At 69.7% G+C, this 18,975-nt stretch carries 21 protein-coding genes; 7 read left to right on the top strand and 14 right to left on the bottom strand.

The genetic code is table 11. The features are described from left to right. Positions 1 to 47: 47 nt before the first annotated feature. The 5 genes from Pph01_RS41295 to Pph01_RS41275 all read right to left on the bottom strand — a co-directional run bounded on the left by Pph01_RS41295 (position 48) and on the right by Pph01_RS41275 (position 5,436). Positions 48 to 1,694, bottom strand: coding sequence for an acetolactate synthase (locus tag Pph01_RS41295; protein ID WP_204078720.1), 1,647 nt, complete (start codon positions 1,692 to 1,694; stop codon positions 48 to 50). 88 nt (positions 1,695 to 1,782) lie between these two features. After that, a complete protein-coding gene (gene bioB, locus Pph01_RS41290; RefSeq protein WP_239117397.1) occupies positions 1,783 to 2,823 on the bottom strand; it encodes a biotin synthase BioB in 1,041 nt (346 codons plus the stop codon). Next, on the bottom strand, positions 2,820 to 3,542 hold the full coding sequence (gene bioD, locus Pph01_RS41285; protein WP_204078719.1) for a dethiobiotin synthase: 723 nt from the start codon (positions 3,540 to 3,542) through the stop codon (positions 2,820 to 2,822). The genes bioB and bioD overlap by 4 nt, the downstream gene beginning before the upstream one ends. Before the next feature lie 17 nt (positions 3,543 to 3,559). Further along, positions 3,560 to 4,288: a GntR family transcriptional regulator gene (locus Pph01_RS41280; RefSeq protein WP_204078718.1), complete on the bottom strand. Its 729-nt coding sequence runs from the start codon at positions 4,286 to 4,288 to the stop codon at positions 3,560 to 3,562. Continuing rightward, positions 4,285 to 5,436 (bottom strand): 8-amino-7-oxononanoate synthase, encoded by a 1,152-nt coding sequence (locus tag Pph01_RS41275; protein ID WP_204078717.1) that lies wholly within the window; start codon positions 5,434 to 5,436, stop codon positions 4,285 to 4,287. Before Pph01_RS41275 ends, Pph01_RS41280 begins: the two co-directional genes overlap by 4 nt. A 68-nt stretch (positions 5,437 to 5,504) precedes the next feature. On the opposite strand from Pph01_RS41275, the gene Pph01_RS41270 reads away from it, so the two are divergent. Beyond that, a complete protein-coding gene (locus tag Pph01_RS41270) occupies positions 5,505 to 6,995 on the top strand; it encodes a PAS domain-containing sensor histidine kinase (RefSeq protein WP_204078716.1) in 1,491 nt (496 codons plus the stop codon). An 11-nt stretch (positions 6,996 to 7,006) separates the two neighbouring features. On the opposite strand, the gene Pph01_RS41265 is transcribed toward Pph01_RS41270, so the two are convergent. Both Pph01_RS41265 and Pph01_RS41260 read right to left on the bottom strand, forming a co-directional pair. Next, on the bottom strand, positions 7,007 to 7,261 hold the full coding sequence (locus tag Pph01_RS41265; RefSeq protein ID WP_203887961.1) for a WhiB family transcriptional regulator: 255 nt from the start codon (positions 7,259 to 7,261) through the stop codon (positions 7,007 to 7,009). Positions 7,262 to 7,548: 287 nt separating this feature from the next. Then, the gene (locus Pph01_RS41260) at positions 7,549 to 8,541 is read right to left on the bottom strand and encodes a diacylglycerol/lipid kinase family protein (protein WP_204078715.1); all 993 of its coding nucleotides are present in this window, start codon (positions 8,539 to 8,541) and stop codon (positions 7,549 to 7,551) included. A gap of 108 nt (positions 8,542 to 8,649) precedes the next feature. On the opposite strand from Pph01_RS41260, the gene Pph01_RS41255 reads away from it, so the two are divergent. Continuing rightward, a complete protein-coding gene (locus tag Pph01_RS41255; protein WP_239117396.1) occupies positions 8,650 to 9,072 on the top strand; it encodes a hypothetical protein in 423 nt (140 codons plus the stop codon). 11 nt (positions 9,073 to 9,083) lie between these two features. Here the strand turns inward: Pph01_RS41255 and Pph01_RS41250 are convergent, their stop codons facing one another. From Pph01_RS41250 to sodN, 3 genes are all read right to left on the bottom strand, one after another. Further along, a complete protein-coding gene (locus tag Pph01_RS41250; RefSeq protein WP_203887992.1) occupies positions 9,084 to 9,863 on the bottom strand; it encodes an RNA polymerase sigma factor SigF in 780 nt (259 codons plus the stop codon). A 17-nt stretch (positions 9,864 to 9,880) separates the two neighbouring features. Then, positions 9,881 to 10,306, bottom strand: coding sequence for an ATP-binding protein (locus Pph01_RS41245; protein ID WP_203887964.1), 426 nt, complete (start codon positions 10,304 to 10,306; stop codon positions 9,881 to 9,883). Positions 10,307 to 10,531: 225 nt separating this feature from the next. Next, complete coding sequence (sodN, locus tag Pph01_RS41240) at positions 10,532 to 10,936, bottom strand: superoxide dismutase, Ni (RefSeq protein ID WP_203887965.1); 405 nt, start codon at positions 10,934 to 10,936, stop codon at positions 10,532 to 10,534. 80 nt (positions 10,937 to 11,016) lie between these two features. Here sodN and Pph01_RS41235 point away from each other — a divergent pair, with 80 nt between their 5' ends. Beyond that, positions 11,017 to 11,328 (top strand): S24 family peptidase, encoded by a 312-nt coding sequence (locus Pph01_RS41235; RefSeq protein ID WP_204078714.1) that lies wholly within the window; start codon positions 11,017 to 11,019, stop codon positions 11,326 to 11,328. Here Pph01_RS41235 and Pph01_RS41230 read toward each other — a convergent pair. Beyond that, the gene (locus Pph01_RS41230) at positions 11,286 to 11,828 is read right to left on the bottom strand and encodes a CGNR zinc finger domain-containing protein (protein ID WP_204078713.1); all 543 of its coding nucleotides are present in this window, start codon (positions 11,826 to 11,828) and stop codon (positions 11,286 to 11,288) included. The two genes, Pph01_RS41235 and Pph01_RS41230, sit on opposite strands and share 43 nt — an antisense overlap. 290 nt (positions 11,829 to 12,118) lie before the next feature. Between Pph01_RS41230 and Pph01_RS41225 the strand changes: the two genes are divergently transcribed. The 4 genes from Pph01_RS41225 (at position 12,119) to Pph01_RS41210 (ending at position 16,745) form a co-directional block, all read left to right on the top strand. Further along, positions 12,119 to 13,282 carry an NAD(P)-dependent malic enzyme gene (locus tag Pph01_RS41225; protein WP_308441947.1) on the top strand — a complete coding sequence of 388 codons (1,164 nt, stop codon included), beginning with the start codon at positions 12,119 to 12,121 and terminating at the stop codon, positions 13,280 to 13,282. Positions 13,283 to 13,616: 334 nt separating this feature from the next. Next, complete coding sequence (locus Pph01_RS41220; RefSeq protein ID WP_204078711.1) at positions 13,617 to 14,969, top strand: NsdA family TPR-like regulatory protein; 1,353 nt, start codon at positions 13,617 to 13,619, stop codon at positions 14,967 to 14,969. Between the two features lie 151 nt (positions 14,970 to 15,120). Further along, positions 15,121 to 15,726 carry an SSI family serine proteinase inhibitor gene (locus tag Pph01_RS41215; protein WP_204078710.1) on the top strand — a complete coding sequence of 202 codons (606 nt, stop codon included), beginning with the start codon at positions 15,121 to 15,123 and terminating at the stop codon, positions 15,724 to 15,726. Positions 15,727 to 15,782: 56 nt separating this feature from the next. Beyond that, entirely contained in the window at positions 15,783 to 16,745 is a 963-nt protein-coding gene (locus Pph01_RS41210) for a zinc-binding dehydrogenase (RefSeq protein ID WP_204078709.1), read from the top strand. A 276-nt stretch (positions 16,746 to 17,021) separates the two neighbouring features. Here the strand turns inward: Pph01_RS41210 and Pph01_RS41205 are convergent, their stop codons facing one another. The 3 genes from Pph01_RS41205 to Pph01_RS41195 form a co-directional block, all read right to left on the bottom strand. Further along, on the bottom strand, positions 17,022 to 17,813 hold the full coding sequence (locus Pph01_RS41205) for a PadR family transcriptional regulator (protein WP_204078708.1): 792 nt from the start codon (positions 17,811 to 17,813) through the stop codon (positions 17,022 to 17,024). Continuing rightward, positions 17,810 to 18,631 carry a DUF4097 family beta strand repeat-containing protein gene (locus Pph01_RS41200; RefSeq protein WP_204078707.1) on the bottom strand — a complete coding sequence of 274 codons (822 nt, stop codon included), beginning with the start codon at positions 18,629 to 18,631 and terminating at the stop codon, positions 17,810 to 17,812. The genes Pph01_RS41205 and Pph01_RS41200 overlap by 4 nt, the downstream gene beginning before the upstream one ends. A 137-nt stretch (positions 18,632 to 18,768) precedes the next feature. Further along, entirely contained in the window at positions 18,769 to 18,942 is a 174-nt protein-coding gene (locus Pph01_RS41195; RefSeq protein ID WP_203887975.1) for a DUF6104 family protein, read from the bottom strand. Positions 18,943 to 18,975 lie beyond the last annotated feature (33 nt).

Genomic DNA, 18,975 nt, shown 5'->3' with positions numbered 1-18,975 from the left:
GACGAGCCCGCGGCCCTGACCTGACGGCGGGCCGGGGGCTCGCCCGGTCAGACCCCGGTGGTGTTCCGCGGGTAGGCGACCTCGGGGTCGGTGGCGATGTTCACCAGGTACGGCACGCCGGAGTCGAAGGCCCGCCGCAGAGCCGGAGCGATATCCGCCGGGGACGTCACCAGCTCGCCGGCGCCGCCGAGGGCGGTGACCACCTGGTCGTATCGCGTCTGCGGCTGAAGCTCGGCCGCCACGTCGTAGCCGTACAACATCTGCATCGGGTGCTTCTCCAGGCCCCACATGCCGTTGTTGCCGCAGATCATGACGACGGGCAGCTTGTGCCTGACCAGGGTGTCGACGTCCATCAGCGAGAACCCGGCGGCGCCGTCTCCGAGGAGCAGCACGACCTGCGAGGACGGCCGTGCGATGCGGGCCGCGATGGAGTAGCCGAGCCCGGTCCCGAGGCAGCCGTACGGACCCGGGTCGAGCCAGTTGCCGGCCTTGCGCGGCTCGACGTACTTGCCCGCGTAGGACACGAAGTCGCCGCCGTCGCCGATCACCACGGCGTCGTCGGCCAGTAGTTTGCCGAGCTCGCCGTAGACGCGCATGGGGTGGATCGGGTCGGAGTCCGACTCCAGCAGGGGGAGGTCAGCCGCGATCGCCGCAGCGGCCGTCTCGGCCAGCTTGGCCAGCCACGGGGCGTAGGCCTTGGGGTTCACCCCGGCGGCCCCGCATGCCGAGGACAGGCCCCAGAAGAGCACCGACAGGTCGCCCGCCGCCGACCCGGACAGGCCGGTGTGCGTGGCGATCTGCGAGGGCGCGTCGCCGATGTGGACGACCTTGGCGAGCGGCGCGCCGTCCTTGCCGCCGAACCAGCCGTAGCCGAGGCGGAAGTCGAGCGGGGTGCCGACGACGATCACGAGGTCCGCCTGCCCGAAGGCGGTGCCGCGTGCCCGCGTGACGAGCAGTTCGTGGCCGGCGGGCAGGATGCCCCGGCCCTGGCCGTTCGGGATCACGGGGAGGCGGTACTCCTCGGCGAAGTCGCGCGCGGCCTCCTCCGCCCGTTCCATCCAGACGTCCGAGCCCAGCACGAGCACGGGCCGCTCGGCCTCGGAGATCAGCCGGGCGATCTGGGCCAGGGCCTCCTCGTCGGGTTCGAGAGGCGACGGGCTCAGCGTCTCGGTGGTGTGCTCGGCAGAGGGGGAGAACAGGTCGTCCATGTAGAAGTCCAGGAAGACCGGCCCTCGATGGGGGGCGACGGCCGTACGGAAGGCCATCTCGACGTCCTGCCCGACGGAGTCCGCGCCCGATCCGGTGAAGGCGAGCTTGGTGATGGGCTCCAGCAGCGGGGGATGGTCCATCTCCTGCAGCGCGCCCGATCCCCATCGGGACCGCGGCGCCCGGCCGCCGAGCACGACCACGGGTGACCCGTTGAAGTGGGCGGTGGCAATCCCGGAGACGCCGTTGGTGATGCCCGGGCCGGCGGTGAGGACCGCCAGACCCGGCTTTCTCGTCAGGCGTGCGGTCGCCTCGGCGGCGAAGACCGCGCTCTGCTCATGGCGGACGTCGAGAATGCGCATGTCTTCGTGCACGGCCCCGTCGTAGAGGGGGAAGACGTGCCCGCCGGACAACGTGAACATCGTCTCGACGCCGTAGGCCTGAGAAACGGCGACGGCGATGTCGCCTGCGTGCTTGGGGGACTCCATGCGGTGAACCTACCAGTCAGTCACTTAGCCGGTTTGGGCTCTTGGTCTGGCAGAACTTCCCCGAATCGGCGCGTTGACACCCCGTCGGCTACAAGGTGTCGGACAGCGCCTTGATCGGCATCTTCAGGTCGGCCAGCAGCCCGAGGTCCTGCTCGGGTGAGCGCCCGAGCGTGGTCAGATAGTTGCCCACGATGATCGCGTTGATGCCGCCGAGCATGCCGTCGCGCGTGCCGAGGTCGCCGAGCGTCAGCTCGCGCCCTCCCGCGTAGCGCAGGATCGTGCGCGGCAGGGCGAGGCGGAACGTGGCGATCGTCTTGAGCGCCTCCGCGCCCGCCACGAGCGGGTAGTCGGAGAACGGCGTGCCCGGACGCGGGTTGAGGAAGTTGAGCGGCACCTCGTCGGGTGCCAGCTCGCCGAGCTGGGCGGCGAACTCGGCCCGCTGCTCCAGCGTCTCGCCCATGCCGACGATGCCGCCGCAGCACAGCTCCATGCCTGCTTCGCGGACCATCAGGCAGGTGTCCCAGCGCTCCTGCCAGGTGTGGGTCGTCACCACGTGGGAGAAGTGGGAGCGCGCCGTCTCCAGGTTGTGGTTGTAGCGGTGGACCCCCATCTCGGCGAGCTCGTCGACCTGGGCCTGGGTCAGCATGCCCAGCGAGCAGGCGACGTTGATGTCCACGGCCTCGCGGATGGCCTTCACGCCCTCGCGCACCTGGTCCATGAGCCGCCGGTCGGGCCCGCGCACGGCCGCGACGATGCAGAACTCCGTCGCTCCGGTCTGTGCGGTCTCCACCGCCGCCTGGACCAGGGACGGGATGTCCAGCCAGGCGGCCCTGACGGGGGAGGAGAACTGGCCCGACTGCGAGCAGAAGTGGCAGTCCTCCGGGCAGCCGCCGGTCTTGAGGGAGATGATCCCCTCGACCTCGACCTCGGGGCCGCACCACTTCATCCGCACCTCATGAGCCAGTGCGAGCAATTCGGGCAGACGCTCGTCGGGCAACGTGAGGCAGGCCAGCGCCTGTGCCGCGTCCAGACCCTTGCCCTGCTCCAGCACCTGGACGCGGGCGACTTCCACGATGTCGGTTTCCAACGGGCTGCGTTCTGCTGCGGACGACTGCGGGGTTTCGGTCACGACGAAAGCTTAAAGGTCGAGCGGAATCCGGAGGGATCGAACACACCCCCGAGGGTGGGGGCGAGTCCGGCTCGGGCCGTGCGGGCGAACTCCTCCCTGGTCAGTCCGCCCGCGCCCTCTGGCAACGCGCCGGCGAGCGGTCGCGCGGCGAGCGTCTCGAGGTCTGTCACGTTGCACCGTTCGGCGAGGCCGGGATCGGCGGGCCACGAGCCGATCACCACTCCGGCGAGTTCGAGGCCCCGGCCCGCCATGGCCTCCAGCGTGAGCGCGGTGTGGTTGAGCGTGCCCAGGCCGGCCCGCGCCACCACCACGACCGGCGCGTGGAGCTCCCTGGCCAGGTCCGCGAGCGTCCCGCCGTCCTCGTCGAAGCGGACGAGGAGGCCGCCGGCGCCTTCGACGATCACGAGCCGGTGCGACTCGGCGAGCTCACGGACGCGCGCCGCCGCCTCGGACAGCGAGATCGGCGGCAGGCCCGCGACCCGGGCCGCGGCCGCGGGAGAGAGCGGGTCGGGGAACCGGGCGAACTCGAACGTCGTCGTGACCCCCGACAGCCGGATCACCTCGTCGAGGTCGCCGACCTCGCCCGGCGCCACACCGGTCTGAGCGGGCTTCACGACGGCGACGGCGGCGCCCCTGTCCAGGGCGAGGGCCGCGACGGCGGCCGTCACCACCGTCTTGCCGACCCCTGTGTCCGTGCCGGTGACAACGAGAATGCTCATCCACCGCAGCCTAGGACCTACGGCCTCCTGAGGCGCGTCACGAACTTGTAGCGGTCGCCGCGGTAGAGCGACTGGGCGAACTCGACCGGGTTGCCGTCCGCGTCGAAGGCGTGCCGGGTCAGCATGAGCATGGGCAGGCCGACGTCCACGCCGAGGATCTGCGCGTCGTACGGCGTGGCGAGGACGGTCTCGATGACCTCCTCGGCGTCGGTGAGCCGCACGTTGTAGGCGGTGTGCAGCGTCTCGTAGAGGGAGGAGTGGCCCTCGAGTTCGCGCCTGAGGCGCGGGAAGCGCCGCGCCGACAGGTGGGTGGTGTCGATCGACATCGGCTCGCCGTTGGCCAGGCGCAGGCGGTGGACCCGCAACACGCGGCCGCCCGGATTGATCGCGAGCCGCCGTCCGAGGGCCTCGTCGGCCGTGATGTAGCTGATGTCGAGGATTTTGGTGTCCGGCTCGAGGCCGACCGTCCGCAGATCGCCGGTGTACGACGTGAGCTGGAGGACCTGGGCCACCTTGGGCTGGGCGACGAAAGTGCCCTTGCCCTGGATCCGCAGCAGCCGGCCCTCGACCACGAGCTCGGACAGAGCCTGGCGGACCGTCGTCCTGGAGGTCTCGAACCGCACGGCGAGGGTCCGCTCCGGAGGCAGGGCGCTGCCGGGCGGAAGGCTCTTGGTGAGCTCCAGCAGGTTCCGCTTGACGTCGTAGTACTTGGGAACCCTGGGAGAGTCCTCGCTGTGCTCCGTCACGTGTCCACCTTCAGTTCGGCCACAGCGGTGAGCGCGCCCCTGACCGCCGCGAGATCATCGGACCTCAGATCGGCCCGGGCGGTCAACCTGAGGCTGGACCGGCCACGGGGCACCGATGGTGGACGGAAGCATCCCACGCGTATGCCGCGTTCCGCACACAGGTTCGCCGCCGCGAGCGCGAGGTGCGGCGGACCGAGCACCACGGGGACGACCGCCGCCGCCGGTTCACTGGTCTCAAGCCCCGTCTCCCGGGCCATACCGGCCAGGGCGCGGGCCCGCGACCGCGCCTGTCGGGGCAGGTCGGGCGACTCTTCCAAGATCTCGAGCGCGGCCAGCGCCGCGCCCGCGCAGGCGGGAGCGAGGCCGGTGTCGAAGATGAACGAACGGCCTGTGTCGACGAGTGTCTCGATCACTTCGGCGGCCCCCAGCACGGCGCCTCCCTGGGACCCCAGCGACTTGGAGAGCGTGACAGTTCTCACAATATGAGAATCCCCCGAAAGGCCCGCTTCGTGAACCGCTCCTCGGCCCTGATCGCCGACGACGCCCAGCGCGTGCGCCTCGTCCACGATCAGGAACGCGCCGTGCCGTACGGCCACCGCGTGCAGCCGGTGGAGCGGCGCGAGGTCGCCGTCGACGGAGAAGACGGCGTCGGTCACGATGATCGCGTGCTCCTCCGATCGCTCGGAGAGGACCTTGTCGACGGCGTCGGCGTCTCCGTGCGGGGTCACCGCCACCCGCGACCGGGACAGGCGGCAGGCGTCGACGATCGAGGCGTGGTTGCCGGAGTCGGAGACCACCAGACCGCCCCGCGCCAGCGCGGTCACCGCTCCCAGGTTGGCGAGATATCCGGAGGAGAAGACCAGGGCGCGGTCGGCATGGGTGAAGGCGGCCAGCCGCTCCTCCAGATCGGCGTGGAGCCGGGTCGTCCCGGTGACCAGCCGCGAGCCGGTCGAGCCCGTCCCCCATTCGCGGGTCGCGCGCACGGAGGCCTCGACCAGGCGCTCGTCCCTGGACAGGCCCAGATAGTCGTTGGAGGCCAGGTCGAGCAGTCCGTCGTGGTCGGGGGTCCGCGGCCGCAGGACCCGCCGCAGGCCCGCGGCCTCCCGCTCGGCGGCGGCTGTGCGCAATCTGTCGAGCGGTCGCGTCATGGAGTGCATACTGCCAGGTGACAGAGGTCGATTCGCTTTCAGGCCGCATCACGTCGCATCATGCACACGTGCCGACTCTCAGTGACCTGGTGTGCCGTCACACCGCGCTCGAACCAGCCGACCTCGACTGGATCCACTCACTGGTCTCCGACTGGCAGTTGCTCGCCGACCTGTCATTCGCCGACCTGATCCTGTGGATCCCGCACAGGGACGGCTCAGGCTGGGTGGCGGTGGCGCAGATGCGGCCGACCACCGGGCCCACCGTTTACCACGACGACGTCGTGGGCGCGATCTCCGGCAAGGGGGAGCGGCCGTTGATCGACATCGCGTGGACCGAGCACCGGATCTGCCGGGAGGGCGATCCCGACTGGTCCAGCGGCGTGCCGGTCCGGGAGGAGACCATCCCGGTACGGCGGGGCCGCGGCGGCCACTTCATCGGTGTCATCCAGCGGTCCACGAACCTGTCGTCGGCCCGCACGCCGTCCAGGCTGGAGCTGACCTACCTGCAGAGCGCCTCCGACCTCGCCCAGATGGTCGCCGAGGGCCGGTTCCCCTTCAAGGAGGAGGAGCCGATCCTGGTCCGGTCACCGCGGGTGGGAGACGGCCTGCTGCGCCTCGACCGCGCGGGGCGGGTGACCTACGCCTCTCCGAACGCCCTGTCGGCCTACCGGCGTCTCGGCCTGCACGCCGACCTCGTCGGTGCGGACCTCGGGAAGACGACCGCCGACCTGTGCTACTCGGACGAGCCGATCAACGAGGACCTGATGCTCGTCGCCAGCGGCAAGGAGCCCCGGGAGACCGAGGTGGAGCACGGCGGCACGGTGGTCCAGTTGCGGGCGATCCCGCTGATCGTCGGCGGGGGGCGGATCGGGGCCCTCGTGCTCATCCGCGACGTGACCGAGTTGCGGCGCCGGGAGCGGGAACTGCTGACCAAGGACGCCACGATCCGCGAGATCCATCACCGGGTCAAGAACAACCTGCAGACGGTCGCGGCGTTGCTGCGGCTCCAGGCGCGCCGGCTCAACAATCCCGAGGGTCAGGAGGCCCTCAACGAGGCGGTCCGGCGGGTCGGCTCGATCGCGATCGTCCACGAGATCCTCGCGCAGATGCCCGAGGAGATGGTGGAGTTCGACGACATCGCGGACCGGGTCATCACCATGACGGCGGAGGTGTCACTGGCCCACGTGCTACCTCAGCGGATCGGGAGTTTCGGGGTGCTGCCCGCCGCTGTGGCCACCCCGATCGCGATGGTCCTCACAGAGCTGTTGCAGAATGCCGTTGAGCACGGTTTCTCGCACAAGTCGGGAAATGTGCAGGTGATCGCACATCGCGATTCCGACCGGCTGGAGGTGGTGGTGGCGGACGACGGGAAGGGCCTGCCGCCGGACTTCGACCTCGAGGCGACCGGCAGCCTGGGGCTGCAGATCGTGCGCACGCTGGTCGTCGGCGAGCTGTCGGGCCGCCTGGCCGTCGAGCGAAGGAAAGGCGGGGGTACCGAGGTCATCCTCAGCATTCCAGTGCAGCCCGAAACCAGGGGTGAGGCTGGAAATCCCCGGTGATCAGGTGGTCGTCAGACGCCGGCCCGGGCACGAGCGCGAGCGGTACGGCGCTTGAGGGCGCGTCGCTCGTCCTCACTGAGCCCACCCCAGACGCCGGCGTCCTGGCCGGACTCCAGAGCCCACTTGAGGCATGACTCGGTGACCGAGCACTGCCGGCACACCTGCTTGGCCTCTTCGATCTGCATCAGCGCGGGACCCGTGTTCCCGATGGGGAAGAACAGCTCCGGATCCACGTCACGGCAGGCAGCGCGGTGGCGCCAGTCCATGCGTTCCACTCCTTCGTCAAGTGGAGCCTCCGTGGCTCCGCTGGCCGTCGAAACTTTGTGAACACTTTCACTAACTGATGCGTGGACTTGCCCGGCACATCGGTTTAGGCCGGGCTTGTCCACATGATCGTCGGAGTCCTTCAGGAGGCTGTGGCTTCCGTAAAGGTCCTACGTTCCGACGTCGTACTTCAGCTTTTCAGCCGGGACTAGACCACACAAGAGGTTTGGGACAAGGTTTTGCCCGGCATGGCTGTCGGATGCGTCACACTATGACTACATGTGACGCGCTAGACCAAGACTTGTAATGCGTCCGGGATGGACCGGAATTCCACCCATTCACGTTCTCCCAGGTAGTCGCCGTCGAGTTGGAAGGCGACCGGGCGGGTCGCCGCCAGCGTGAACTCTTGTTCGTCGTGAACTTGAACGAGGTTTCTACCCCTCGGTAATCCCGAGTGCTCGCCGACGATCTGCCGGACGAAGCTGAGGAACGAGGGCAGGCCCAGCTTCCGCAGCCCGAGCACGTCGAGCCCCGTCTCGAAGCCCGCCCACGGCGTCGGGGTGATCGGGCGAGACCCCGCGTAGGTCCAGGGCGAGACGTTGGACACGATCGCCAGGAAGATTCCCGGTGTCTCGGGCAGGCGGGGCCGTACCAGTCGCAGGGCGGGGTGGCGGCGGTCGGTCACGAAGAAGTGCCGCACCGCGGTGTTCACGTAGAGGGTGGGGCGTGCCCGGTAGCCCGCGCTGCGCAGGCCCTCCACCGCTCTGACGACCTCCGCGTCGTACCCGAGCCCAGCGCAGAAGGTGAAATATCGGGACATGCGGTGCTCGGGTGGGGCCGTAGGGCCGGGATCCTGTCCCGCCGCCTCGTCATGCCAGATCGCCTGGCCGAGCCCGATGGTCCTGCTCCGCCCGTCGCGCAGCGCCTCGAGCACGGCGCCGGTCGCCTCGACCGGGTCGTTGGGCAGCCCGAGCGCGCGCGCGAAGACGTTGGCGCTGCCGCCGGGGATGACGATGAGACGGGGACGGCGGCTCGCGTCCTCGTCGGGCTGGCCGTCGAGCATTCCGTTGACGGTCTCGTTGATCGTGCCGTCGCCGCCGAGTACGGCGACCGCGTCGAATCCCTTGGCGTGAGCCGTGCCCGCGAGGACGGCCGCATGGCCCCGGTACGCGGTCTCCTCGACGGACAGATCCACGGCTGCTCCGAGCGCGCGGATGAGCACGTCCCGGGTGCGCTGGTTCGTGGAGGTCGCCTTCGGATTGATGACGAGAAGAGCCCGCATGCCTGAAGGTTAGACGACGTTTTGGCGCTGCCGCCGGGGACTTCCCGCACGCAGGTGACGATGCCGCCCCGATCGGGCCGAGGACCCGTACGGGTAGGGTTGGGCACTGTGATCAGCCATACCGCCGGTCGTCCCGCGACCCTGGCCGTCGCGGCGGCCGTACTGACCGTCGAGGGCGTGTTCGCCCTGGTCCTCGGGGGCTACGTCGGCGTCGAGACCTTGATCGGCCGGCCCGCTGATCTGACCAGTGCCCTGATCGTCGCGGCGTTCGGCGTGCTGCTCGGCCTGGCCCTGCTCTGGGTGGCCTGGGGCGTGTGGCAGGCGCTGCGCTGGAGCCGAGGGCCGGGCGTGGTGACCCAGATCTTCATCGTGCCGGTGGCGATCTCTCTGATCGGCGCCGGCCAGCACATCTACGGCTGGCCGCTCGTCGTCCTGGCGGTGGTCGCACTGGTCGCGCTGCTCGCCCCGCCGTCCACGCAGGCGCTGATGGGCGAGGACGGCCCTCAGGATTCGGAGGGGCCGCGGGACTGATCCCGCGGCCCTCAGTCCTCGGCGGTCAGGCCCTCGCGCAGCTGGGCCAGGGTCCTGGCCAGCAGGCGAGAGACGTGCATCTGCGAGATGCCCAGCTCGGTCGCGATCTGCGACTGGGTCATGTTCCCGAAGAAGCGGAGCAACAGGATGCGCTTCTCCCGCGGAGGCAGGCGCTCCAGCAGTGGCTTCAGCGACTCGCGATACTCGACGCCCTCGAGGGACTCGTCGACGATGCCGAGCGAGTCGGACACGGCGGGCGCGTCGTCGTCACCCGAGTCCGGTGCGTCGAGGGAGACCGTCGAGTAGGCGTTCGCCGACTCCAGGCCCTCCAGCACCTCTTCCTCGGTCATCTGCAGGTGCGCGGCGAGCTCGGCGACCGTGGGCGCGCGGCTCTCCCGCTGGGACAGCTCGCTTATCGCCTTCGTCAGCGACAGCTTGAGCTCCTGCAGGCGGCGCGGCACCCGGACGGCCCAGCCCTTGTCCCGGAAGTGACGCTTGATCTCACCGACGATCGTCGGCGTCGCATAGGTGGAGAACTCGACGCCACGGGCCAGGTCGAAACGGTCGATCGACTTGATGAGACCGATCGTGGCGACCTGCGTGAGGTCGTCGAGCCACTCGCCGCGGTTGCGGAAGCGCCGGGCGAGGTACTCCACCAGCGGCAGGTGCAGCTCGACGAGCTCGTCGCGGATGCGCTGCCGCCGCGGGTCGTCTGCCGGCAACTCCGACAGCTCACCGAAGAGCGTGCGAGCCCGCACGCGGTCGGGAACCGCCGAGTCGCCGGAGGCCATGGCACGGGTCCTTTCGGTCACGCCGGCCTCGCCGCGCCTCGCCGCTTGCGCAGCATGATCGCCATGTGATCGGGATGATCGGAGATGGCGTCCACATCGTCGGCCAGGGCGGTCAGCACCATCCAGGCGAAGTCGTCTCGCTTGGGGCTGCTGACACCGACCGTGTCGACCTCCACACGGACCGTCATCTCCTGTCCCGTTAGCTCGAACTCGGCCCGGAGATCGGTGCCCGGCACCGCGTGCCGCAGCAACATGGCGCATGCCTCGTCGACCGCGATGCGGAGATCCTCGATCTGATCCAGGGTGAAGTCGAGCCGCGCCGCGAGCCCGGCCGTGGCCGTTCGCAGCACAGACAGGTAGGCGCTCACGGCGGGCAGTCGGACGCTCACAGCGTCCCGGATCCCGGTCACATCCACCGCAGGCGTCTCGGTTTCCTCGGTCACGTTCCTCCTCGCCCATTCGAGCCGGCGCAGTGCCGTTGTCTGCAACTTACCGCCACTCACTCCATGTTGCTTCGCTCGGACGCGCCGATTGTGGTGATCTTGGGGGTAACTCCTCGTAAATTCCCTGAGGTTTCTCTGCTCGTGACCGGCGCCTCACCTAGGCCCCGAAACGATCAGGCCCCGCGCGGCCGGAACGACCGTGCGGGGCCTGATGATCCGCCTGACTCAGGCGGCCGCCTTCGTCTCCCAGAAGATCTTGGCGATTTCGTCGATCTTCGCGAGGAGCTCGTCGGCCTGGGCGGGGTCGACCGTTCCCTTGCCGCCGGCAGCGCCGGCGAGCTTGGTCGCGTCCCAGAACAGCTGGTGCAGCTGCGGGTACTGCTCCAGGTGCGGGGGCTTGAAGTAGTCGGTCCACAGCACCCACAGGTGATGCTTCACCAGTTCGGCGCGCTGTTCCTTGATGATGAGGGCGCGGGTCCTGAAGACCGGGTCGTCACTGTCGGCGTACTTCTTCATGATCGCCTTGACGGACTCGGCCTCGATGCGGGCCTGGGCCGGGTCGTAAACCCCGCACGGCAGGTCGCAGTGGGCGGACGCCTCGTGCTTGGGCCGCAGCAGTCGTGCGAGCATCTGAATCCTTCCTTAGGAATGCAGCACTGTCCAAGGCCGACCTTACTCGTACCGGAAACCACTAGTCCGTGGAGGGGGATGTGATCACAGCCGTCCGGGTCACGGGGGACTCGATGCTGCCCGCGCTGCGCCCCGGAGACTGGCTGCTGGTACGGCGGGGCGCCGTGATCAGGCCGGGAGACGTCGTGGTCGCCAGGAGGCCGCACGGCCTGATCGTCAAGCGGGCGTTCCGGCTCACGGACGAAGGCTGGTGGGTGGAGAGCGACAACCAGCAGGCTCCGGGAAGGCAGGACAGCTGGAACTTCGGCGCCGTCCCCGCCGGCGACGTCATGGGCCGGGTCGTGGCGCGCTACTGGCCCTGGCCGTTGCGCTTGTTCTGGCGGGCGCGGTAGGCCGCGACGTTGGCCCGGCTCGCGCACCGCTCCGAGCAGTAGCGCCGGGACCGGTTGGAGGACGTGTCGAGATAGGCGTTGCGGCACGGCGTGGCCTGGCAGATGCCGAGCCGGTCGGCGCCGAGGCCGGTGACCACGCTGGCGAGGCCCATGACCGACCCGACGGCGAGGGCGTCGGCCACCCGGCCGCCCTCCGTCAGGTGCATGTGCCAGGCCTGCCCATCGTGGCCGGAGATCTGGGGATGCACGGGATGGCGGACGAGAAGGCCGTTGAGCCGCTCGACCACGTCCTCCTCGTCGCCCGCGGCCGCGGACTCGAACACGCCGTTGAGCTCTTCGCGCAGTTCGCGCAGGGCGTCGAGGTCCCGCCGCGTGACGCGGGCGGCGGACTCGGTCCGGCCGGTCTCCTCCAGGAGGGCGCGCAGCGTGTCGAGACTGCTCAGATCCTCGACGCGGTTGACCAGAAGGACGGCCAGTTCTGCATATGACGTCAGGTCCACTGGGACGACCTAGGGATGTAAGGGACGACTCCGTTTATCGAGTATTACACGGCAGAGGTTCGCACGGAACTCCCCAGGTCACGGATGATCTGTTCCTCATCCGGATCCGTCGGCTCCCAGGCGTGTGGCACAATCGTGAAACGGGTGACCCCCGTACCCCCTCAAGAGACGACCGTCAACGACGACGGCCTCCGGCGGCTACCGAAGCCTGGGCTTTCGTTCTCTTGCGGCGTCTAGAAGGAACTCGTCCTCTCGACACTGGGGTCGCTGTGACCGTCTCATCTGATTCTTTGGCATCCCTGGATCTGGACCCGGCCTTCGCGCTCCATCGCGGGGGCAAGCTGGAGGTCCGCTCCACCGTTCCGGTCCGGGACGCGGACGATTTGTCGCTCGCCTACACGCCGGGCGTCGCCCGCGTCTGCTCGGCCATCGCCGACAACCCCGAGCTGGCCAACGACTACACCTGGGTCTCGAACGTCGTCGCCGTGGTCTCCGACGGCACGGCCGTGCTCGGCCTCGGCGACATCGGGCCCTCCGCCGCCATGCCCGTGATGGAGGGCAAGGCACTGCTGTTCAAGCAGTTCGCCGGCGTCGACGCCGTCCCGATCTGCCTCGACTGCACCGACGTCGACGCCCTGGTCGAGACCGTGACCAGGCTCGCGCCGTCGTTCGGCGGCATCAACCTCGAGGACATCAGCGCGCCGCGGTGCTTCGAGGTGGAGGACCGGCTGCGCGAGGCGCTCACCGTCCCCGTCTTCCACGACGACCAGCACGGCACCGCGATCGTCGTCCTGGCCGCCCTGCGGAACGCGGCCCGCGTCACCGGCAGGCCACTCGGCGAGCTCCGGGCGGTCGTGGCGGGCGCAGGCGCCTCCGGCGTCGCCGTGACCCGGATCCTGCTCAACGCCGGCATCGGCGACATCGCGGTCAGCGACTCCAAGGGCATCGTCCACTCCGGGCGCGAGAGCCTGCACCCCGTCAAGGAGGCGCTCGCCCGCGAGACCAACAAGCTCGGCCTGACCGGCTCGACCGAGCAGGCTCTCGCGGGAGCCGACGTGTTCATCGGCCTGTCCGGCTCGACGGTCTCCGAGGCCGCCGTGGCGGCGATGGCTCCCGACGCGATCGTCTTCGCCCTGTCCAACCCGACGCCAGAGATCGAGCCGTCGGTGGCGGCCCGCCACGCCAGGGTCGTGGCGACCGGCCGTTCCGACTTCCCCAACCAGATCAACAACGTCCTCGCGTTCCCCGGCGTCTTCCGCGGCGCGCTCGACGTGCGCGCCCGGACGATCACGGAGAACATGAAGGTGGCGGCGGCGACCGCGCTGGCCGACGTGGTCGGGGACGCGGTCTCGGAGGCGTACGTCATTCCCTCGCCGTTCGACGCCCGGGTGGCCCCCGCCGTCACGGCGGCGGTCTCCGCCCAGGCACGTCTGGACGGCGTCGCCCGCAAATAACCCCCCGCCCGCCGTCTTTCCCGTGATCATGCACACCTCGGGCATGTGAGGTGATCTGTGCGCCCTCGCGCCGTGATCATGCACACTTTCGGGGACGTACGGCACCACCTGCGACGATCCCGTTCGTGATCATGCACGGATTCGTGTGCGCGCGACCGGACCTGCGAAGCCTCGAGTCGTGATCATGCATCTGCCGGATGCGTGGTTCCGACTCGAGGCTTTTCGTCTGGATGCACCGGGGAAACTTGGGAATCCCTTGGGGGTTTCACGCTACGTGCTATAAAGAGAGCTCTCCGTTACCTATCGGCTATGCCTGTCCTGGGTGAGGAGAGCGATGCGACGCGAACCCAACCGGCTGCTCCAGCAGCACCTGGCCGAGGCGGGCCTGTCCCGCAAGGGGCTGGCGAGCCGGCTGAACGATCTCGGCACCGCCCGCGGGCTGACCGGGATGAGATATGACCATGGTTCGGTGCTGCGCTGGGCGGGTGGCCAGCGCCCGCGCGATCCGGTGCCGGGCCTCCTGGCGGAGATCTTTTCGCTGCGGCTCGGGAGGCCGGTGTCCATGGAGGACATCGGCATGCCACGCGGAGCAGTCCCTCTCGATCTCGGACAGGAGTTCCCCCATTCGTGGGAGGAGGGTGTGGCAGGCGTGACAGCATTGTGGAAGGCCGACGTCGAGCGGCGCAGATTCCTGCTCGATTCCACCTTCGCTCTGGGAGCGGGTTCCGCCGGGATCGCCCGCTGGCTGACGGTCCCGCCCCAGGACCGGCTCTCCGCGAACGGCCCGCGCCGGGTGGGAGTCTCCGACGTGACCGCGATCCATGAGGTCACCCGTTCGTTCAGCGAACTGGACAACCGGTTCGGCGGCGGGAGCATTCGCGGACCGGTCGTGAAATATCTGGATACGGCGGTCGCGCCTCTCCTGCGCGACGGCTCGTACGGCGAGGCCACCGGGCGGGCGCTGGCCACTGCGGCGGCCGAGCTCACCAGGCTCGCCGGCTGGATGGCCTACGACCTCGAACAGCACGGCTTGGCCCAGCGGTACCTGATCCAGGCGCTCGGGCTGGCCCGCGGGGCGGGCGACCACGGCCTCGGCGGGGAGATCCTCGCGGGCATGAGCCACCAGGCCCTCTACATCGGGCAGCCTCGTCACGGCCTCGACCTCGCGCGGGCGGCCACGATGGCGGCCACCCGGTCGGGGATCTTCTCCCTGCTTGCCGAGGCCCACGTGCAGGAGGCGCACGCGTTCGCCCAACTCGGCGACGGCTCGTCGTGCGCCGCCTCACTCCACCAGGCCGAGAAGGCCTTCGACCGGCGTTCGCCGCAGGACGAGCCCCGTTGGATCGCCTACTTCGACGAGGCCTACCTCGCGGCCAAGTCGGCCCACTGCCTTCGCGACCTCGGCGACGGGGCGGCGGCCGTACGGCATGCGCGGCGGTCGCTGCGGATGGACGGGCGGTTCGTGCGGGGCCGCATGTTCAACCTCTCGCTCCTGGCGTCGGCGCTGGTGCAGCAGGGCGAGTTGGAGGAGGCGTGCATGGCCGCCGCCGCCGCCTTCGACCTCGCCCGGAGCCTCCAGTCCGTACGGACCCGGTCGTACGTGGGCGACCTGCGCAAGCGGCTCGAGCCGTACGCGGGGGAGTCGCAGGTGGCGGACCTGCTCGCCCGTAACGGCGTCCCCGTGTGACCCGGCCCGAACGGGTGGCCGGGGTGGCCCGCTTTCGCCTGGTTGGTGGGTTAACGAGTTGCCAGATTTACCCAAGAGAGCGGAGTGGAGGCTTGAGCGGGAGCGACCCGCCGGAGAGGCTGACGCGCAGCCGACATTCGGGGGGATCGACATGAAGACACTTGCTGTACTGCTGGCCGGCACGGCCATCGCCGCCGGCCCCACGGCCGCCTTCGCCGGGACGTTGCCGCCGCCGCCGCAACCGTCCGGCGTGACAGCGGTCAATCCGGCCGCCCCGGTCGCGCCCGCCGCCGAGATTCCTCCGGCCGTGGCGGTCGTGCCGGGCTCGAAGCTGCCTCAGGGCGCTCCGGCTGTGAAGGTTCCTCCGGCCGCTCCGGTCGTGCCGGGCACGAAGCTCCCTCCGGCCGCTTCGACCACGCCTGTCTCGAAGATCCGTCCGATCGCGAATCGTACGCGGGCGCTGATCCTGACCTACGCCGCCGGAGAGGCGGCCAAACCGGAGCGCTACGCGGTCCTGAGCTGCCCGGCGTCGTTCGCGCCCCTGCGTGAGCGCGACGAGGCGTGCGGCGTCGTGAACCGGGTGAAGGGCGACCTGACTCAGCTCAAGCCGAGCCAGAACACCTTCTGCCCCATGATGTTCAGCCCGGTCACGGTCACCGCCCACGGGATCTGGGACGGTCGTTACGTCGACTTCAAGCACACGTTCGGCAACGCCTGCGAGATGCACTCGGCGACGGGCAGCGTCTTCGACATCTGATCGCGCCGGCCGTGGGGGACCGTGATCCCGCTGGGCGGGCAGAGTAATGTTCGGGCATGTTCGCCGTGACCGCTACACAGACAGACCCGGACAACCCGCTTAAAGGGCTGACGCTGGGCGACCGGCCCGAGCCGACGGTCCCCGAGGGCTGGACGACGATCAACGTCAAGGCCGCCGCGCTGAACCACCATGACCTGTGGACGCTCAAGGGGGTGGGAATCAGCCAGGATCGGCTGCCCATCATCCTCGGGTGCGACGCCGCGGGCGTGGACGAGAACGGCGACGAGGTCATCGTCCACTCGGTGATCGGCACCCCGGTCAACGGGGACGAGACGCTGGATCCGAAGCGCTCGCTCCTGTCGGAGACCTACGACGGAACGTTCGCGGAGAAGGTGACGGTCCCCGCGGGGAACGTGGTGCCGAAGCCCGCCGCGATCTCGTTCGAGGAGGCGGCCTGCCTGCCCACCGCCTGGCTGACGGCCTACCGGATGCTCTTCGACAAGGCGGATCTCGAGCCCGGCTCGACGGTGCTCGTCCAGGGCGCTGGCGGCGGTGTCGCCACCGCCCTCATCGCGCTCGGGCGGGCCGGGGGATTCCGGATGTGGGCGACGAGCCGTTCGGAGGAGAAGCGGGCCAGGGCTCTCGAGCTCGGCGCCGACCGGGCCTTCGAGACCGGAGCCCGGCTGCCTGAGCGCGTCGACGCGGTCATGGAGACCGTGGGTGAGGCGACCTGGGCGCACTCGCTGAGCTCGCTTCGTCCCGGCGGCAAGGTGGTCATCTGCGGGGCCACGAGTGGGATGGTGGCCCCCACGCAGTTGGCCCAGGTGTTCTTCCTGCAGAAGTCGATCATCGGCTCCACCATGGGGACCCGGGACCAGCTCGCCAGACTTGCCGTCTTCCTGGAGCAGACCGGAGTTCGGCCGATGATCGACCGGGTGCTCCCGCTGACCGAGGCCGAGGACGGGTTCGCCGCCATGCACCACGGAGACGTCTTCGGGAAGATCGTTTTCACTGTGTGACCGCGCCCGGCGCGTACGCCGCTCATCCGCGCTCGTCACCCGCGGCCGCTCGCCACTCGCGGCCACCCGTTGGGGCGTTCGCTACTCGCGTCCGTCCATGTGTGTTCGCTACTTGCGGCCGTTTGTGGCGAGCGCGTCCGGGCGCCGGGCGGCGCCGTCGTGAGGATCAGGGTGGTCCTCCGGCGGGGCCTCGCGCCGCGGCGGAGGCGTTTGCCGGAGGAACGGGTTGCGCCAGCCGTACGGACTCATCGTCGCCCCCTCTCCCGAGACGCCTGATCAGGGCCGCAGGACGTCGCGGATCCGGTCGGCCGCCTCGTCGAGGATGGCCTCGCAGCGGGCGACGGCGTCGTCGGTGAGCACGCCCTCGCCGGCCTCCCGGCGCACCCGCCCGATGAAGTCGGCCAGCGCACGCCCCAGTTCGGCGTCTTGGGCGACTCCGCCCGGCCTGGCGAAGGACCGGCCCGTGATCGACCAGGCCTCCTCCCAGGTCCGGCGCCATTCGCGCTGCCAGCGGTCGGCCTCGTTACGCCACTGCTGGCGCTGGTGACGCCACTCTTCCTTGTGCTGGCGCCACTCCTCCTTCGCCTGCTGCCGCTGGCGCTTCCACTCCTCCTTCTGCTCCCGCCAGGCGTCGCGGGACTCATGCGAGTGCGAGCCCCGGGGCTCGCCCGCGGAGTCGTGGTTGATGTCCCTGGCCATCTGGGTGAGCTCCTGGCGGAGGGACCGCACGGTCTGCCGCACGTCCTCCTTGACCTCACGCGCGATGTCCTGGACGGAGGCGGTGATCTCCCGCTCCAGCTCGGCGAGCTCGTCCATCCGGTCGTTGAGCTCGCTCCTGCCCTGATCGGTCAGGGTGAAGACCTTCTTGCCCTCCACGACCTCGTGGGTGACCAGGCCCTCCTCCTCCAGGCGGGCCAGGCGCGGATAGATCGTGCCGGGCGAGGGGGAGTAGACGCCGAGGAAGCGGTCCTGCAGGAGGCGGATCACCTCGTAGCCGTGCCGCGGACTCTCCTCGAGTAGCTTCAGCAGGTACAGCCGGAGCCGACCGTGACCGAACACCGGGCTCATGCTCTCTCCTCGTTCGCCGTGCCGGCGGACTGCCTGCTCAGCAGGGTCACGTCGCCGGACACCGTGTTGGCCGACAGGTGGGCCATGCCGCCGCCGAGCCGTCCGGTGAGCGACTTCACTCCCGGGCGCCTCTGGTGGTCGAGCTCGGGGAAGGCCGACTCGACCCTGCCCGAACTCGAGCGCATGGACACGTCGCTGTCCACCGTCTGCTGGAGCCGTACGACCACGGAGCCGGACACGCTGTTCAGCGTGACATGGGAGGTGGGGGTGAGCTCCAGGTCCGCGGTGATCCGGCCGGAGACCGTGTTGGCGCGCAGGTGGTGTGGCACCCCTTCGGCGACGGTCAGCTCGCCGGCGACGCTGCTGAAGGACAGGTCGCCGGCGAGGCCGCGGCTCTCCACCGATCCGGAGACGGTCTCGGCGTGGACGTCGCCGCTCACGCCGTCGAGGACGATGCCGCCGGAGACGCTCTTGACGTTCGTACGGCCCTCGAAGCCCGCCACCACGGCGGAGGCGGAGATCACGCCGACCTGCACCGGGCAGTCCTTCGGGACGGTGAGCGTGAGTGTCGTGTTCCGCGGGCCGGGGCGGAGCCAGCCGAGGACTCCGTCCCAGGTCAGATCCTTGTAGGTGACGACGAGCCGGCCGTCGTCCTCGTGGGTGACCAGCAGGGGTGGCGTGCCGATGTCGGTCACCTCGAGACTGGGTGGCCCGTCACTGGCGAGCACCGCCAGCCGTCCGGCCACGATGCGGACGCTCAACTGGCTGACGGGGGCGAACGTGAGCTGTTCGGGCTTCTCGATCGTCCATTGGGGCATTGCACGGCCCTTCCAACGCGAGGTCGCCGATCTCCAGGGACGCCGGGGACGCCGAGAGGCCGGCAGCGATGCTGTCTATAGACACGATATGTCGCGTTGTGGAAAAGTCAAGATGTATCGCGTTTTGCCCGTCCGCGTCAGTCGTCCTCGTCGAGCCGGGCCAGCCACGTGGCCAGCCGTTCCACGGGGATCTCGAACTCAGGGTTGAGGTCGACGAACTCGCGCAGCCGCTCGGCCAGCCAGCTCACACTGACCTCCTCGTCACCGCGCCGGTCGACGAGTTCCTCGATGCCCCTGTCCGTGAAGTACATGGTGGTGCTCCATTTACGGGGAAGTCCCCCACA

Source organism: Planotetraspora phitsanulokensis, assembly GCF_016863295.1.
Lineage (GTDB): Bacteria > Actinomycetota > Actinomycetes > Streptosporangiales > Streptosporangiaceae > Planotetraspora > Planotetraspora phitsanulokensis.
This window is presented reverse-complemented; position numbering and strand designations above follow the sequence as displayed.

Bases quoted from the DNA above. Each gene is read 5' to 3' on its own strand.
- Pph01_RS41295 (WP_204078720.1), bottom strand. From the start codon at position 1,694: ATGGAGTCCCCCAAGCACGCAGGCGACATCGCCGTCGCCGTTTCTCAG.
- bioD (WP_204078719.1), bottom strand. From the start codon at position 3,542: ATGAGCATTCTCGTTGTCACCGGCACGGACACAGGGGTCGGCAAGACG.
- Pph01_RS41275 (WP_204078717.1), bottom strand. From the start codon at position 5,436: ATGACGCGACCGCTCGACAGATTGCGCACAGCCGCCGCCGAGCGGGAG.
- Pph01_RS41265 (WP_203887961.1), bottom strand. From the start codon at position 7,261: ATGGACTGGCGCCACCGCGCTGCCTGCCGTGACGTGGATCCGGAGCTG.
- Pph01_RS41260 (WP_204078715.1), bottom strand. From the start codon at position 8,541: ATGCGGGCTCTTCTCGTCATCAATCCGAAGGCGACCTCCACGAACCAG.
- Pph01_RS41250 (WP_203887992.1), bottom strand. From the start codon at position 9,863: ATGGCCTCCGGCGACTCGGCGGTTCCCGACCGCGTGCGGGCTCGCACG.
- sodN (WP_203887965.1), bottom strand. From the start codon at position 10,936: ATGCTCGCACGACTGCTGCGGCCCAAGCACGAGGCGTCCGCCCACTGC.
- Pph01_RS41220 (WP_204078711.1), top strand. From the start codon at position 13,617: ATGCGACGCGAACCCAACCGGCTGCTCCAGCAGCACCTGGCCGAGGCG.
- Pph01_RS41215 (WP_204078710.1), top strand. From the start codon at position 15,121: ATGAAGACACTTGCTGTACTGCTGGCCGGCACGGCCATCGCCGCCGGC.
- Pph01_RS41210 (WP_204078709.1), top strand. From the start codon at position 15,783: ATGTTCGCCGTGACCGCTACACAGACAGACCCGGACAACCCGCTTAAA.
- Pph01_RS41205 (WP_204078708.1), bottom strand. From the start codon at position 17,813: ATGAGCCCGGTGTTCGGTCACGGTCGGCTCCGGCTGTACCTGCTGAAG.
- Pph01_RS41200 (WP_204078707.1), bottom strand. From the start codon at position 18,631: ATGCCCCAATGGACGATCGAGAAGCCCGAACAGCTCACGTTCGCCCCC.
- Pph01_RS41195 (WP_203887975.1), bottom strand. From the start codon at position 18,942: ATGTACTTCACGGACAGGGGCATCGAGGAACTCGTCGACCGGCGCGGT.